This window comes from Croceitalea marina (genome assembly GCF_042684265.1).
Classification (GTDB): domain Bacteria; phylum Bacteroidota; class Bacteroidia; order Flavobacteriales; family Flavobacteriaceae; genus Croceitalea; species Croceitalea marina.
Window position 1 is genome coordinate 255,721 of sequence record NZ_JBHULB010000016.1, and the last position, 17,230, is coordinate 272,950.

Here is a 17,230-nt window from a genome sequence, read left to right on the forward strand (position 1 = left end):
CTTTGTATATTGCAGCCCCTCGTTTTTAAATAATACAGCTAAAACACACCATACAATGCACATTGCCGTTGCCGGAAATATTGGAGCAGGAAAAACCACATTAACAACCTTATTAGCAAAACATTATAAATGGGAAGCACATTTTGAAGATGTGGTAGACAATCCCTATTTAGATGATTTTTATACGCAAATGGAGCGTTGGAGCTTTAACCTTCAAATCTATTTCTTGAACAGTAGGTACAGACAAATCTTAAAAATTAGGGAAGCGGGCAAGAAAGTAATTCAAGATCGTACCATTTATGAAGACGCACATATTTTTGCCCCCAACCTTCATGCAATGGGCCTAATGACCAATAGGGACTATAACAATTATAAGAGTCTTTTTGAGTTAATGGAGAGTTTAGTGCAGCCACCAGATTTACTTATTTACCTGCGTAGTTCTATCCCCAACTTAGTAAATCAGATTCACAAACGCGGGCGCGAATATGAAAATAGCATCTCTATTGATTATTTAAGTCGTCTTAATGAACGTTATGAAGCTTGGGCCAATACCTATGAAAAAGGCAATCTTTTAATTATTGATGTCGACGACATTAATTTTGTTGATAATCCTGAAGATTTAGGAAACGTTATCAATAAAATTGATGCCGAAATACATGGGCTTTTTTAAATCTAAAGATTTTCGAATACTAAATCAATTATCTTTTTTATCTAAGACTCCATGAACCAATCAAATAATTCGATGTCTTACTACTTCTTCGTAATTCTTTAAAATACAGCGAAATAATTAACATTTTAACAATTCTATTTTTCAGCGTTTGAAATGCAGCCTACATTTGTCTTCCCAAATCAATTGGCCGTATTATGCAAAAAATAGCAGAAACACCATTTTATAAAAATGCCTTTCAAGAGCTCAATTATTCTTTTGGCGACTTTTATTTATTCGAAGATTTTGTAGTAGCAGAAATTAAAGAAGGTGTTATATTCAATTGGGAAGACCATGCGAAACAAGTTGTTGAAGAAATCACAAATCTCTATGAAGACAACGTTAAGAACATTGTCTACATATCGAACAGAGTACATACCTATTCTGTTGTACCTAGCGATTGGCTGCGATTTTTTAAATACAGTTATACCCTTAAAGGCTACGCCGTTGTTAGTCGTGGAAAAAGACCTATTCTCGAAAAACTTTTTATGAAGGCTTCCATGAGAAATTTTGTCAGCCTTGACAAGGCCATAAAATGGGCATATGAACTTCGAGCAGAAAATAATGCCAGGTCTAACAGATTAAGTGCTTGACATTTAAAATGTCATTTTTCAATATACTTTAAGAATAATAAAGTCGTTTCACTCACCCAGAACCTGCTCTCCCTCATTATGGGTTTTTAATAGCTTAATTACAAGCTACTTTCATTGTATAACTATAAAAAAGATATGATGGAAGCAAAAAAGAAGGAACACCTAAAATTAGAAAAGAATAGCGGACTCTACTTTGTTATTGGAATGACCTTAATTCTAGCACTAGTTTATACTGCACTAGAATGGAAAACTTTTGATTCGCAATCCGAATGGGACACATCACAAACAATTCTTAAAAATTTAGATGAAATACCCCCTTTGACCATTCAAAAATTACCTCCTCCACCTAAACCAAAAACTATTGTAACACCGGAGATTAAGATAGCAGAAAATGATGACGACGTAATTGAAGACCTAATTAAATCAACGGAGTCTGATAGCAACAAAGAAATTATTACTTTAAAAGATGTAGATTTTGAAGAACCTGCACCAGTAGTTGATGAAGTATCATTCATGGTAATTGAGGACGTTCCTATTTTCCCTGGTTGTGAAGGAGCGGATGACAAACGTGCTTGTTTTCAAGAAAAAATGCAAAAGCATATCCGCAGAAACTTCAGATACCCTGCTGAAGCTCAAGAAATGGGCCTGCAAGGTAAAGTATATCTACAATTTACGGTTCAAAAAGATGGTAATATCGGTAGTTTAAAACTTCGTGGTCCACATAAAATTTTAGAAAACGAGGCATCAAGAATTATTTCGAAGCTTCCAAAAATGGAACCTGGCAAACAAAGAGGGCAAGGGGTAAAAGTGCCATTTAGTATACCTATTACATTTAGGTTACAGTAAATAATAGTGTCACACTGAGCCCGTCGAAGTGTATTACCAATATCCTTCGACTGCGCTCAGCAGCGTTAATTATATTTTTCGGTTACAAGAAATCAAACCCTCCGTCATTCGCATAAGCGAATGCCACCTCCCCTCATCTGAGGTGAGGAGCTTTAAATTTTATGAATAAAAAAACCTGCAAAGTTTTCTTTGCAGGTCTATGTTGGTTGGTTTGCCCTTCTAGATTATCTGGAAGGGCTCAATCCAAACTTATTCAATAGAAATTGCGCTATTGTACTTTTCAACAGCAGCTTGTACTTCTTCTTTAGTCGCTCCAGTGAACTCCTTTACTTCTTCAGTTTTTTCTCCGTTAACTTCAGAAGTTGTAGTTACCACGGCTTTGTAGGCACCATCAGCGGTATTGCTCATTTCAACACGAACTTGCTTCTCCACTTGCTTAGTTTCCTTCATTCCATCGGTTGTAATAGAAACTGTAGTTCCATCAGCTTTTAGCATGCTCACTTCATCAGCTGGTGAAAGACTTACCAAACTTGGGGCAATTACCAATGCCACAACAGACATTAATTTCAATAAGATGTTTAATGAAGGACCTGAAGTATCTTTAAAAGGATCACCAACAGTATCACCTACTACCGCAGCTTTATGTGCATCAGAGCCTTTCTTACCATCACTCTCAATGGTTTTCTTAGCATTATCCCATGCACCACCGGCATTAGATTGAAAAATAGCCATTAACACACCACAAGTTGTTACACCTGCCAAAAGACCACCTAGCATTTCAGCTCCTCCAAGGAAACCGACTGCTACAGGAACAGCAATAGCCAATAAACCTGGCAATACCATTTCTTTGATAGAAGCTTTTGTAGAGATATCTACGCATTTATCATATTCTGCAACACCGTCGGCAGCGTCAAAAATTGCTCTTTGCTCAGGTGTAGCTTTAGACATATCAGAATCTACAGCTCTCATTACTTCTAAGGCTGCTTTTAATTGAGGAATATCCCTAAACTGACGTCGAACTTCTTCGATCATGGCCATTGCCGCTCTACCTACAGCATTCATGGAAAGGGCAGAGAATACAAATGGTAACATACCACCTACTAATAAACCTGCCATTACGGTAGGCTTAGAAACATCGATACTGGTTACATTGGCCGTTTGCATAAATGCCGCAAACAATGCCAAAGCAGTTAATGCAGCAGAAGCAATTGCGAAACCTTTACCGATTGCTGCAGTTGTATTACCAACAGCATCTAATTTATCTGTACGTTCACGTACTTCTGGCTCCAATTCTGCCATTTCAGCAATACCACCAGCATTATCAGAAATTGGTCCATAAGCATCTACAGCTAACTGAATTCCTGTATTGGCCAACATTCCAACAGCAGCAATTGCAATACCGTAAAGACCTGCAAAATGATGTGATACCAAAATTGCAGCAGCAATTAAAAGAATTGGAAACATTGTTGACATCATACCAACACCTAAACCAGCAATAATGTTTGTTGCTGCTCCAGTTTCTGATTGACGTACAATTGAATTTACCGGTTTTGTACCGGTTCCTGTATAATATTCTGTTACTTTACCAACGGCCAAACCAGCAACCAAACCGGCAAGTACCGCCCAGAAAACACCTATTGAACCGTACTCAGTACCATTGAATGTCCAGTTTTCTGGTAATATATTAGTAATGATAAAATATGAAGCAATTAACATTAAGAAAGCAGAACCGAATTCTCCAATATTCAAAGCAGTCTGTGGGTTACCCCCATCTTTAACTTTTACAAAGAAGGTACCTATAATAGACATGATGATACCTACAGCAGCAAGTACCAAAGGAAGGTATACAGCACTTAAACCATCAAAACCATCCGCTCTAAAAACATCTAGACCAACAAAGGCGGCCCCTAGTACCATTGTACCAATTATTGAACCTACATATGATTCAAAAAGGTCAGCACCCATACCAGCAACATCACCAACATTGTCACCAACATTATCTGCAATAGTTGCAGGGTTTAATGGGTGATCTTCTGGGATACCAGCTTCTACTTTACCCACAAGGTCAGCACCAACGTCTGCCGCTTTGGTATAAATACCACCACCTACACGTGCAAAAAGAGCAATTGAAGAAGCTCCTAAAGAGAATCCGGAAAGTACGTTCAATACTTCACCAAGTTCCCATCCTTGACCACTATAAATTGCAAATAATCCACTAAGACCAAGAACACCCAAGCCTACAACACCAAGACCCATTACTGCGCCACCCGCAAAAGCTACTTCTAAAGCTTTTCCTAATGACTTTCTAGCTGCATTTGTTGTACGTACGTTAGCCTTGGTAGCCACTTTCATACCAATAAAACCAGCTAAAGCAGAGCAGATTGCCCCTACTATAAAAGATACCGCAACCATACCGTTTGAGCCTTCTTCGTTGCTTCCTTTAAAGAATAAAAGAATAGCAACCGCAACAACGAATACACTTAATATCTTGTACTCAGCTTTTAAGAAAGACATTGCTCCATCTGCAATATTTTTTGCGATACGAGCCATTTTAGCATCACCAACTTCTTGTTTTGAAACCCAACCGCTTTTAATAAAAACGTAAATCAAGGCCAAAACACCGAATGCCGGTAAAAATTGTACTATTTGTTCCATAGTTATTCAGTTAATTATTTAGTTTTTTTGAATTTTTTAATGCGTGCAAATGTAGTAAAATAGGTATGAATAAAAAAAGCATCCCAAAAATTGTGGGATGCTTAAAATCAATTCGATGGAATTGATTATATCATAAAAGTCCGCTTGAGTTTGTGCTCACTCTCGTCATACCTTTTTACACATTCATGGTAAATCTTTATCGCCTCTTTGGCATCTCCCCAACCCCCTGTATCAACTTTTTTCTCTTCTAAATCCTTATAGACCTTAAAAAAATGCTTTATTTCTTTTTTTCGATGCGGGTTGATGTCACTTAAATCATTCTTTTTGTTCCAAACAGGGTCGTTTACAGGCACACATATTATCTTTTCATCGGGTCCCTTTTCATCTGTCATGTGAAATACGCCTATTGGCTTAACTTCCATAACAACCATAGGATATGTGGGCTCTGTAGTCATTACCAAAACATCCAAGGGATCTTGATCTAAAGCCAAGGTTTCTGGAATAAATCCATAATCTCCAGGATACATCATTGAAGAAAACAAGGTTCTATCAAAACGAATCTTGTTTAAAGTAAAATCATATTCGTATTTGTTCCTACTTCCTTTGGGAATTTCAATTAAGACATCAAACGTTACAGTTTCTTCTGCTTCTTTACTCATAGCCATTGTTCAAAATTATATAACAAAAATACTCCTATCAAACGCCATCAAGGTTAAGATAGTATAAAGAATGGTTCCCCATCTGAGGGAGCTGTAGAAAATATTTAAAAATTAAACCCAAAACTTCCGGTAACACCAAAAGCACGGGCATCTGGGTTTTCTAGATAATTACCACGGAAGTTAAAATCTATTCTAAAGATTTTAAAGATATTACCTATCCCCAAGGAATACTCCCAATAAATTTGCTCATCGGGAGCCAGCAAAGGAATATTTGTCGGAGCGCTCAAAGCAATGTTTTCATCTGAAATCTGTCCCCAAGCACCTCTAAGACCAACAATCTCCCTTAGGTTCAACTTTCTAAGAAAAGGAATTCGCGAAAACAACCTTCCATTAAAATTATGTTCTAGGTGCACCGTAGCGTAGGTGTCTGTCACAAATTCATAAAAATCAAGATTTGGAAAGGTTTTGTACAAAGAAAAAACTGTCTGGTTACCAGGTATAACGCTTAAAAGCCCCAAAGGCACCTCTCCAAAAGTTTTCCCTAACTCAACCGTACTGGTCAAACGACCGAAACCACCTATCTGCCAAGGTTGGGTATATGAAAATTGAACCCTTTCATAATCAAAATCACTTTCTAAAAAGCCACTAATACCCTTTGTATAATTAAACAGAAGTGTGCTGTGATTATCATTGATATTCAAACGTTCGACCCCATAACCAATGGTGCGTTTACCAGGGGTATATACTAAGGTAGTATTGATATCGAATTGTTTTACTTCAGAAGAAATACCTGTTGGCGAACTAGTATCAACATAATCTAAACTGAAATCTTCGGGAAGTGCAGAACTTAAGGTTCTAAACGAACTGCCTACAAGCACCCTAAAATTTTTGATGGGTTCTATCTCTGCATTAAAAACGGATAGATTAATATTGGTCAAACGATTGTTATTACCTACAGAAACCAAAGACGACGAAGCAATACTTCGGCCCAAAACATCGTTTGTACTGGTTAAACTAAGCCCTAATTGCTCTACATCACGTCGATGTCCACCTGAAATAATGAGCCTATTTTTTCTATCCAACAAAAACTTTCCGGAAACGCCATGTTTAAATTTCTTATCATCAAAACCGTAAGCGGTATAAGCCTCTAAACGCCAAGGGTCATTCTGCCCAAAAAAGGTTCTAGCTCCTCCCCTTACTCGAATTCCTTCTGCGTCATTTATACCAAATGTGCTGTATATATCGCCTATATCGAGGTTCCATTTGTCTATTTCGATATACCCAGAACCCAAAACACTAACAATGTCATAGTAGGTATTGAACTTGGGTACTGTTTTTAAGGTATCCAGCAACTGAAAAATTCCAGCTTCATCTTCATTTAAGCGCTCTAATCTTGCATTTTTCCAGAACGTTGTATCCCTATCAAAAACCCTTGGATCATATGGGTCAGATTCAGATTTGTAAAAGGCCTCTCCTTTTTCTTGGTCAAAAATGTAGTTGTCAAAAACCGTGGTACGCTTGCCATAAACACCTCTTGATTTCTCTTTTTTAGAAAAAGCAAAATCACTTAACATATAGTCGCGCTTCAGTAAAAAAACAGAATCATTGACCACATTAAAGTCTTGTTCTATATAAATTTCTTTTACCCAATTTATATTAGCGCTCTTTGTAACTTCTAGATTTATCTTCTTTACGGCAAACGTAGAATCGTTGACCCAAAAGTCTCCTTTAAAAGTAAGTTCATTTTTTCTTCGAGGGTAGTAGATGATATTATAGCACCACTTATTATCTATAAAAGTGCTATCGGATAATACATAATTATACGTATCGACACCTGTTTTCGAAAGTGGACTCGTAAAACTCTTGTCAAAAAACTTTAGGTAATTATCATAAATGTTGTAGTCGGAATATAAGTCTTCAACGAAGGCTGTTATAGCTTGATTGCCTCCAAAACCAGAGTTTTTGTTACCTAATACATCTTCCTTTCTTAGTGCCAGCCTATTGTCTCCATATACTTTGGAGAAAACTTCGTTTAGAAACATGGGCAAATAGGTCTTGCCGGTAATTCGTGAGGTATCTAAATCTGCAAAAATGAACTCTAAACCTTTAAAAAGCCGACTTTTTATCAATGCACTATCAATAGTATTTAGGTCAAACTCAACCTTTTCATACTTATCATATTGATATGTCTTGAACTTATTTACACCATTCTCCCGTTTCTTCGCCCAAATCTTTTTTAGAATATCAATTGCCGGATTATTTTTCTTGGATTGCTTACCCGTATAGATGACCACCTCGTCTAACTGTTCAGTCGATTCTTTCAAAATAATTTCTAGCTCATAATTAACCTTAGAGGCAAGTTGTAATTCCTGGGTTTCATATCCTATAAAGGAAACCAGTATCGTATCATAGGTTTCCTCAGATTCGAAATAGAACCGTCCATTATCATTAGTAATTGTTCCTTCTGAAGACCCTTTGAAAATAATATTGGCGAAGGCCACAGGACTGTCAAACTCATCTATCACAATACCGCTAACCTTTGTTTGGGCATTCAAAAAAGAAAAGAAGGAAATTAAAAGTAGAAATAGAATTTTTCTCATGCCTTGATAGGGTGTTACAAGAATGGCCAGATACTACCTAGCCTATTGTTGTTCGCTCAATTTGATTTTAAAGTAACTTCTTATCAAAAACTATTCCTTAAAAAAGCCTCGTCAACATAAGTCGACGAGGCTAATATACCTTACAAATATTGCTATTTTATTTATATAACACTTTCTTAACAGCTTTGATAACATCTTCACTGTTAGGTAACCATTCTGCCAAAAGTACTGGAGAATAAGGGGCGGGTGTATCCGCTGTGTTAATTTTTACAATTGGTGCATCGAGATAATCAAAGGCCTTATCTTGAACATGATAGATGATTTCGGTAGATACATTTCCGAAAGGCCATGCTTCTTCTAAAATTACCATTCTATTTGTCTTTTTTACCGAATTAATGATTGCATTAATGTCCATAGGACGCACAGTACGCAAGTCTATAATTTCGCAACTAACACCATCTTTCTCTAATTCGTCAGCCGCTTTGTATGCTTCTTTGATAATTTTCCCGAATGAAACAATGGTCACATCGGTGCCTTCTCTCTTGATATCGGCAACCCCTATAGGAATCGTATAATCTCCTTCAGGTACTTCACCTTTATCTCCATACATCTGTTCAGACTCCATAAAAATTACTGGATCATCATCTCTTATAGCAGCTTTTAAAAGCCCTTTGGCATCAGCTGGGTTTGACGGAACTACCACTTTTAGACCAGGGCAGTTCGCATACCAGCTTTCAAAAGCTTGTGAGTGCGTTGCCGCCAATTGGCCAGCAGAAGCAGTTGGACCCCTAAAAACAATGGGGCAGGCAAATTGCCCCCCAGACATTTGTCTAATCTTTGCCGCATTATTGATTATTTGATCTATACCGACCAGAGCAAAGTTAAAGGTCATAAACTCAATAATCGGTCTATTGCCCAACATTGCCGAACCAACCCCAATACCCGCAAACCCGAGTTCAGAAATTGGGGTATCAATAACACGTTCTGCACCAAACTCATCTAACATTCCTTTAGATGCCTTGTAAGCACCATTGTATTCAGCAACTTCTTCACCCATTAAATAAATACTGTCATCACTTCGCATCTCTTCTGACATGGCTTCGCAAATCGCTTCTCTAAATTGTAGTGTCTTCATATGTTCGTTAAAGGAGTCTTATATATTGTAAAAATGCAAGCAAAAATAGCAAATTATATAGGAATAGTTGCGCTCTAAATTTTAAAAAAAAGAACATTATTTGTTATGCATGCATAGTAAATTTAAGTTTTAATGGTTATCTTTACGCAGTAAAATTTTAGATAAACCTATGAAGATTTTAGTTTGCATTAGCAATGTGCCAGACACTACTTCCAAAATTAATTTTACGGAAGGTGACACTAAATTTGATACCAACGGAGTGCAGTTTGTAATTAACCCGAATGATGAATTCGGACTTACCCGTGCCATGTGGTTTAAAGAAAAACAGGGCGCTACCGTACACGTAGCGAATGTAGGGGGTGCACAGACGGAACCAACTATAAGAAAAGCATTGGCAATTGGTGCTGATGAAGCCATTCGCATAAATGCCGAACCAAAAGATGGTTTTTTTGTTGCCAGACAACTTGCCGAAGTAGTAAAAAACGGAGGATACGATTTGGTAATTGCAGGAAGGGAATCCATTGATTATAATGGCGGTATGGTACCTGGTATCTTGGCCACTTTATTGGACATGAATTTTGTCAATACCTGTATCGAATTGGAAGTCGATGGCAATGAAGCAACCGCAACTCGTGAAATAGATGGTGGAAAAGAAAAGATAAAGACTTCGTTACCGCTCGTAATCGGAGGGCAAAAGGGATTGGTTGAAGAGAGCGATTTGCGTATTCCGAACATGAGAGGAATTATGATGGCACGAAAAAAAGCCCTTAATGTCGTTGAGCCAATTGATGCCCCGAGCCCAACTACGGATAAAAAGTTTGAAAAACCAGCTGCAAAAGGACCCGTGAAGTTGGTTGACGCAGGAAACGTAAGTGAATTGGTGAGTCTATTACATAACGAAGCTAAAGTGATTTAAGCATTCTGAACTTGATTCGGAATCTAAAAACAAAATTTATAAGATGTCAGTACTCGTATATACAGAAACAGATAAAGGAAAATTCAAAAAGAACGCCTTAGAAGTAGCTTCTTACGCGCATGCTGTTGCCGCACAATTAGGAACGACAGTTACCGCAGTAGCTATCAATGCAGATGACAGTGCCTCTTTGGGTGCATATGGGGTTAGTAAAATATTGAATGTTTCCGATAGCAAATTGGACACTTTCAATGCCAAAGCCTATGCCAATTGTATTACCCAGGCCGCAGAAGCAGAAAGTGCGCAAGTAATTATAGTAAGCTCAAGTGCAGATAGCCGTTTTTTAAGTGGAATTTTAGCGGCAAAATTAAATGCAGGCTATGTTCCTAATGTCGTTGCCGCGCCAGAAAGCACAAACCCTTTTGTTGTAAAAAGAACCGCATTTAGCAATAAAGGCTTTGCGCATACAGAAATCGATGCTGAAACCAAAATAATAGGTCTCTCTAACAATGCTTTTGGCATCGCAGAAAATACTACGGCCGCCTCGGTAGAAGATTTTTCGGCGGCAATCAATGATAACGACTTCGGAGCTAAATCTATAGAAATTGATAGAGTTGTCGGAAAGGCAACAATTGCAGATGCGGATATTGTGGTTTCTGCCGGTCGTGGTTTAAAAGGTCCTGAAAATTGGGGAATGGTAGAAGAACTGGCCGATGTTTTAGGTGCAGCTACAGCTTGCTCAAAACCGGTATCCGATTTAGGCTGGAGACCTCATGGAGAACATGTTGGCCAAACAGGTAAGCCCGTCGCCAGTAACTTGTATATTGCCATCGGAATTTCGGGGGCAATTCAGCATTTAGCGGGTGTAAGTTCTTCAAAAACTAAGGTGGTTATCAATAATGACCCTGAAGCGCCTTTCTTCAAAGCCGCCGATTATGGTATTGTTGGCGATGCTTTTGAGGTAGTACCAGAACTCATTGAAAAATTAAAAGAATTTAAAGCACAAAACGCTTAATTTTTGTTAATTTGCCCCATTCAAGGGGCTGTTCAAATAGATAGTCGCTCTATGTATTTGAACAGCCTTTTTTGGTTTCTACAAGATATCTATGAGTTTAGTTAGATTAAAGATAAAGGGAATATCATATAGCCAAACGCAAAATGGTGCCTACGCCCTTATTTTAAATGAAGTTGAGGGCGATAGAAAACTTCCTATTGTTATTGGTGCTTTTGAAGCCCAGTCCATTGCAATTGCCTTAGAGAAAGAAATAAAACCGCCAAGACCTTTAACACACGATCTTTTTAAAAATTTTTCCGATCGATTTGACATTGTGGTCAAACAGGTTATCATTCATAAGTTGGTAGACGGTGTCTTTTACTCTAGCGTTATTTGTGAGCGAGAAAATGTTGAAGAAATTATAGATGCAAGAACTAGCGATGCCATTGCATTAGCTTTGCGTTTTGATGCTCCTATTTTTACCTACAAGACAATCTTGGACAAAGCAGGTATTTTCTTGAAATTTTCTTCAAAAGAAAAAGAAGAAAATAGTGACGATAGCATTGTTGTCGATGAAATTCTTCAAGAAGGTGAAACGGTCGAAATTGAGTCTGATGCGGGTGGCGGATACCGTGAACTCACGGTCGATGAACTCCATAAAGAACTGGATAAGGCGGTAGCCAATGAAGATTACGAAAAAGCCGCAAAACTTCGTGACGAAATATCCAAACGTAACTAACCAACTCTCTTTTTATGAAATCTATCGGAATTTGGATATTCATTTTATGTTGTTTTACCACATTCCAAATTTCGGGACAAGAATTGGCGGTTATAGACAGTCTGCAAACAGTGATTGAAACAAATTCCCTCGAAAATAATACCATTCCCGAAGTAGTTCCCAATCAAGGCTTTTCATTTAATAGTTTATGGAGAGGGGTTTTAGGCATGCTTGTTTTAGTACTGATTGCTTTTTTATTCAGTGCGAACAGACGCGCTATCAATTGGAAAACTGTAGGTATTGGCCTTGGGCTTCAACTAATCATTGCTGTTGGTGTCTTAAAGGTTCGTTTTGTTCAAATTATTTTCGAGTGGATTGGCGAACGTTTTATAGACATCTTGGAATTCACAAGGGCGGGAAGCAAATTTTTATTTGAAGGGTTGGTCGTTGATATGGATACCTTCGGATACATCTTCGCCTTTCAAGTGTTACCAACTATCATTTTCTTTTCCGCATTAACCTCAGTATTATTTTATCTTGGAATTATCCAAAAAGTGGTAAAAGCACTGGCTTGGCTACTGACAAAATCACTTGGAATTTCAGGAGCGGAAAGTTTATCAATTGCAGGCAATATTTTTTTAGGGCAGACCGAGGCACCACTCTTGATAAAGGCATACCTAGAGAAAATGAACAAATCTGAGATTCTCTTGGTAATGATTGGCGGAATGGCAACTGTAGCTGGGGCTGTTTTGGCAGCTTATATTGGCTTTTTAGGGGGTGACGACCCTGAATTACAACTAATTTTTGCCAAGCATTTGCTTGCAGCATCCGTAATGGCTGCACCAGGAGCTATCGTCATTTCCAAAATATTATATCCGCAAACGGAAAAAATCAATACAGATGTAAAAGTTTCTCAAGATAAAATCGGTTCCAATATTTTAGACGCTATTGCAAATGGCACTACTGAAGGTTTAAAACTAGCAGTAAATGTCGGGGCAATGCTTTTAGTCTTTGTTGCTTTTATTGCCATGATCAATGGCATTTTAGATGGTTTGGGCAATTGGATTTCTTTAAACGATTGGATTGCCGCAAACTCGGCTTACGAGAAGTTTTCTTTGGAAGCTATTTTAGGAACCATATTTGCCCCGTTAATGTGGCTCATTGGGGTTTCAAATGAAGATACTATGCTTATGGGTCAGTTATTAGGTATAAAACTAGCCGCAAGTGAATTCATTGGGTATATACAACTTGCCGAATTAAAAAATATGAGTAATGCAACTCATTTCACTTACAACAAATCTGTAATCATGGCCACCTATATGCTTTGCGGATTTGCAAATTTTGCTTCTATAGGAATACAGATTGGCGGTATTGGTTCTTTAGCTCCCGGACAACGAAAAACGCTTTCAGAATTCGGTATGAAAGCCGTACTTGGGGGATCTTTAGCCTCACTACTTTCTGCAACTATTGCCGGAATGATATTGGGGTAGCGCCCCTAACCCCCAAAGGGGGAACTTTGTTCCCTAAAGTTGATAAATGGTTTATAACCAAACTTATTTTTAAGGTTTAAATAGCATCAATACTATTATTTTAGCATCAAAATAGGAGTTTCTCCCCTTTGGGGAGACGGAAGAGGGGCTTATGAAACAATACCACGACTTACTAAAACACGTTTTAGAACACGGAAATCAAAAAGGAGACCGCACGGGCACTGGTACTAAAAGTGTTTTTGGTCACCAAATGCGTTTTGACCTATCGGAAGGTTTCCCCATGGTTACCACTAAAAAGCTTCACTTAAAATCCATAGTTCATGAGTTATTATGGTTTTTAAAAGGTGATACCAATATTGAATATCTTAAAGAAAATGGAGTTCGTATCTGGAATGAATGGGCAGATGAAAATGGGGATTTAGGGCCGGTTTATGGCCACCAATGGCGTAACTGGAATAGTGAAGAAATAGATCAGATAAAAGAGGTTATTCATTCTTTAAAACATAACCCAAATAGCAGACGAATGCTGGTCTCTGCTTGGAACCCCAGTGTATTACCGGACACTTCTGTTTCTTTCTCGGAAAATGTAGCCAATGGTAAAGCGGCTTTACCTCCTTGCCATGCATTCTTTCAGTTTTATGTAGCGGATGGCAAGTTAAGTTGTCAACTATACCAACGTAGTGCCGATATCTTTTTGGGCGTACCCTTTAACATTGCTTCTTATGCCTTATTCACGATGATGATGGCACAGGTATGCGGTTATAAGGCTGGGGATTTTATCCACACCTTTGGTGATGCCCATATATACAACAACCATATGGAGCAGGTAGAATTACAACTGTCTCGCGAGCCTAGACCCTTACCTAAAATGGTTCTAAATCCTGAAGTAAAAAGCATTTTTGATTTTACTTTTGATGATTTTACTTTGGTAGACTATAACCCGCATCCACATATAAAGGGAGTTGTAGCAGTTTAAATCACTTGTTATTATTTCCATTCACTTAATTCAAGGGCATTCAACCACACTCCCCTGTTTAGCTCTGGTTTAAAATTGATTATTACTGGAGCCGATCCATCTGTATAAAAAGTGATGACGCTCTTCCCTGGAGATGCCCATTGCATCTCTTTTCCAGCGGTCACTACAATTTCTTTGAACTCAACACCAATCATAGCCTTAGAATTTACTCTAATAGAATCAGAATAAGGTAAATCAGGAATTTTAATACGCTTTAGTTTTTCTCTATTTGGGTCCATAGAGTCAGAATTGCTACTAGGGGCATGATGCCAAGTAACCAGCTTATAAGTGCCTTTGGATAAATTTTCAAAAATTAAATCCAATCCTTGATTATCCATGGCAATAACACCATCGCCATAGGCAAATCCGTACTTTCCAATTACATTCATTTCACCAAGCCATCTTAGTATGCCATCAGATGATTTTTTCCTGATTTTCACTAATGCACCTTTGTGATTATTGAACTTGTAATCGTTATTCTCTGTTTCGCTTCCATTCCATGGATTCCATCCAAACTGTAAGAGCTGATCAGCGGCACCTATATCAACTCTTTCAACATTAAAATCATAAATAACCTGTGCTTTATTCAAGATTTCATTCGCTGAAAATCTAGCAAGATCCATACTTGCCATAGCTGATTTTAACCCTTTAGATTTTGCCGATACGCTGATAGGCCCTGGTGTTTTTCCCGCTCTTATTAAAACGGGTGCGACACCATACTCAGGAAACATAGGGTTAGCATTTATGTTACCACCGTCACCGATAATAGAAGCGTCACCTTGTACGAAAAAAGAAATTACGTTCTTTGCATCCTTTAAAACTGTTCCGTTTTTATCTACAATTTTGGCATATGCAATAACGATATCAGACCCATCTGCGATAAATTCTTGACCAGATGAATCTAGTTCTAATTCAATTGCATAAGGCCTTTCCGGAGTAAGTTTGACAGCCTCTAAAGTTTTCCCGCTTTTAAAATAGCCCTTAGCCAATACCTTGCCTTTTTCATATTTGATATTTTCAAATTTAAAAGGTGGATTATCCAAACCATTATATATAGTATCCTTACTTGGGCCTTGTTTAACAATAGATTTATTATTGATAAATAATTCCACTTCCTCCGCATTACTATAAACGGTCAAATTTTCTAAGCCTTCTTTCCATTCTTCTTGAATAAAAACAATTGGTTCTTTCAACTGCTCAGATTTATACCAATTCAACCTAGGTCTTGGATATCTAAATATGGTCATTAATCCCGACCTCGTTCTATCCAATTTACTATTGGCCTTATCATGATTTGGATGAAAGGTGTAATAGGCGTGTGCTGTCCAAGAAATAAGTCCTGTCATTAACGGGTCTCGTTTGTATTTAGCGACTTCCTCAGGACCTCTGCGGCCTTCCATAGCAAAAATCGGTTCTGACCTATCCCATAAAAAAGGTCCATAAAGCATATTGGCATTGATATCTGTTAAACCAGAGGTTTGCCAGCCTGTCCATCTTGCACCTTGAGAGGCTGTCAATCGCGTAGGGTCTTCTTGCTTCACGGTATTATGAATTCTTGGAACATAACCCCTATGGTTTACCCCCGCCCCCCACATTACTATTGAAGGGTGATTTCTATGGTTTCTGACCATTGCCCTTGTTGCCTTTTCGAGATTATTCCACCACTTGTCGTTTTGTGAAATACCAATCCAAGTAGGTGCTTCTTCATAGGCAAAAATACCTAATTCGTCACATGCCTCTAGCAAGGCATCATCCTGTGGATAATGAGCGGTTCTCATAATATTAAATCCGAATTCCTTAAACTGCAGCATATCCTTATAATGCAGTCTATTGGGCACAGCATCACCAATATATGGGTATTGTTGATGTCTATTAAACCCAATTAACTCAATGGGTTTATTATTTAAAATGAAACCTCTTACTGGATCTAGCTCAAACTTTCTAAGTCCGATTTTATTCTCCACAAAGTCAACTTCTTTTCCATCGACCAAAACTACACTGTTGACGCGGTATAGATAAGGGTTATCAATGTCCCAAAAATTTACATCATCCTCTAAACTACCAATTTGGTTAAACTGATATTCTTCTCCAGGTTTTATCTGAGCTTCACTTGTAATTCTACGAACCACTATACCCTCTTTATCAATAATTCTGGTGGATAATTTACAGTGAACGACCTCATCTCGCTCACTCTGTACTGAAGTTTTTATATTGATAGTGGCATTTTTATTGACCACATCGATTGTAGGCGTAGTTATATGTACTCCTGAATTTAAAGACTCCCAATTAAAAGTTACATGAACAGCATTTGTTTCTACTAAATAGACATCTCTATAAAGTCCACTAAATTTTACATAATCAAATGGCCCAGGGTCTGGAGGAACTAACTCACTTCTCCTATTATCCAATAGTAATGTGATTTGATTTTGTTTCCCCCAAATAATATATGGTGAAATATCAAAATGAAAAGGAGTATAGCCCCCTACTACATGTTGACCAACATGTTGGCCATTGACCCATAAATCAGTAACCTGATGGGCACCCTCAAATTCTAGAAATACCTTTTTTTTAGAATTACCCAATGTGATATTTCTTCGATACCAACCGACCTTACGATGAAAGGTAGGCTGTGTTTTTTCATCTTTAACATCATCTAAGGTCAACGAGGTCAGCTCTAGGGTATGCGGAACATGAACCGTTTCCCAATTAGAATCATCAAAGTCTTTTTCATAGTACTTTGCATCTGGGTCTCCTAAATGAAATTTCCAATCAGGATTGAGTATAGTTTTAGACCTATCTGTATTTGGAAAACCAAATGGTAGTTCTTGAGACTTTACAACGCAAGAAAACACCATGAGAAATGTAATCAGTAGAAATTTGAATTGGTTCATTGGTCGCAGGATTTA

General features: G+C 37.9%; 13 protein-coding genes. 8 read left to right on the forward strand and 5 right to left on the reverse strand.

Translation table 11 applies throughout. From position 1 onward, the window contains the following. Positions 1-55 precede the first annotated feature (55 nt). The 3 genes from ACFSQJ_RS12785 (at position 56) to ACFSQJ_RS12795 (ending at position 2,145) form a co-directional block, all read left to right on the forward strand. Positions 56-670: a deoxynucleoside kinase gene (locus ACFSQJ_RS12785; RefSeq protein WP_377767326.1), complete on the forward strand. Its 615-nt coding sequence runs from the start codon at positions 56-58 to the stop codon at positions 668-670. A 194-nt stretch (positions 671-864) separates the two neighbouring features. Beyond that, on the forward strand, positions 865-1,299 hold the full coding sequence (locus ACFSQJ_RS12790) for a hypothetical protein (protein ID WP_377767327.1): 435 nt from the start codon (positions 865-867) through the stop codon (positions 1,297-1,299). Positions 1,300-1,434: 135 nt separating this feature from the next. Continuing rightward, positions 1,435-2,145, forward strand: a complete 711-nt coding sequence (locus ACFSQJ_RS12795) for an energy transducer TonB (protein ID WP_377767328.1) — start codon at positions 1,435-1,437, stop codon at positions 2,143-2,145. A gap of 249 nt (positions 2,146-2,394) precedes the next feature. On the opposite strand, the gene ACFSQJ_RS12800 is transcribed toward ACFSQJ_RS12795, so the two are convergent. From ACFSQJ_RS12800 to ACFSQJ_RS12815, 4 genes are all read right to left on the reverse strand, one after another. Beyond that, positions 2,395-4,800, reverse strand: coding sequence for a sodium-translocating pyrophosphatase (locus ACFSQJ_RS12800; protein ID WP_377767330.1), 2,406 nt, complete (start codon positions 4,798-4,800; stop codon positions 2,395-2,397). 125 nt (positions 4,801-4,925) lie between these two features. Continuing rightward, positions 4,926-5,459 (reverse strand): inorganic diphosphatase, encoded by a 534-nt coding sequence (locus ACFSQJ_RS12805; RefSeq protein ID WP_377767331.1) that lies wholly within the window; start codon positions 5,457-5,459, stop codon positions 4,926-4,928. Between the two features lie 104 nt (positions 5,460-5,563). Further along, on the reverse strand, positions 5,564-8,059 hold the full coding sequence (locus ACFSQJ_RS12810) for a DUF5686 family protein (protein WP_377767332.1): 2,496 nt from the start codon (positions 8,057-8,059) through the stop codon (positions 5,564-5,566). Positions 8,060-8,216: 157 nt separating this feature from the next. Next, positions 8,217-9,194, reverse strand: coding sequence for a pyruvate dehydrogenase complex E1 component subunit beta (locus tag ACFSQJ_RS12815; protein WP_377767334.1), 978 nt, complete (start codon positions 9,192-9,194; stop codon positions 8,217-8,219). Positions 9,195-9,363: 169 nt separating this feature from the next. Here ACFSQJ_RS12815 and ACFSQJ_RS12820 point away from each other — a divergent pair, with 169 nt between their 5' ends. The 5 genes from ACFSQJ_RS12820 (at position 9,364) to ACFSQJ_RS12840 (ending at position 14,285) form a co-directional block, all read left to right on the forward strand. Then, complete coding sequence (locus ACFSQJ_RS12820) at positions 9,364-10,110, forward strand: electron transfer flavoprotein subunit beta/FixA family protein (RefSeq protein ID WP_377767336.1); 747 nt, start codon at positions 9,364-9,366, stop codon at positions 10,108-10,110. Positions 10,111-10,153: 43 nt separating this feature from the next. Next, positions 10,154-11,122, forward strand: coding sequence for an electron transfer flavoprotein subunit alpha/FixB family protein (locus tag ACFSQJ_RS12825; RefSeq protein WP_377767337.1), 969 nt, complete (start codon positions 10,154-10,156; stop codon positions 11,120-11,122). Positions 11,123-11,213: 91 nt separating this feature from the next. Beyond that, entirely contained in the window at positions 11,214-11,840 is a 627-nt protein-coding gene (locus ACFSQJ_RS12830) for a bifunctional nuclease family protein (RefSeq protein WP_377767339.1), read from the forward strand. A 14-nt stretch (positions 11,841-11,854) separates the two neighbouring features. Next, positions 11,855-13,309: a NupC/NupG family nucleoside CNT transporter gene (locus tag ACFSQJ_RS12835; RefSeq protein ID WP_377767341.1), complete on the forward strand. Its 1,455-nt coding sequence runs from the start codon at positions 11,855-11,857 to the stop codon at positions 13,307-13,309. 151 nt (positions 13,310-13,460) lie between these two features. Beyond that, a complete protein-coding gene (locus ACFSQJ_RS12840; RefSeq protein WP_377767342.1) occupies positions 13,461-14,285 on the forward strand; it encodes a thymidylate synthase in 825 nt (274 codons plus the stop codon). An 11-nt stretch (positions 14,286-14,296) separates the two neighbouring features. On the opposite strand, the gene ACFSQJ_RS12845 is transcribed toward ACFSQJ_RS12840, so the two are convergent. Continuing rightward, positions 14,297-17,215 (reverse strand): glycoside hydrolase family 2 protein, encoded by a 2,919-nt coding sequence (locus ACFSQJ_RS12845; RefSeq protein ID WP_377767343.1) that lies wholly within the window; start codon positions 17,213-17,215, stop codon positions 14,297-14,299. Positions 17,216-17,230: the final 15 nt, after the last annotated feature.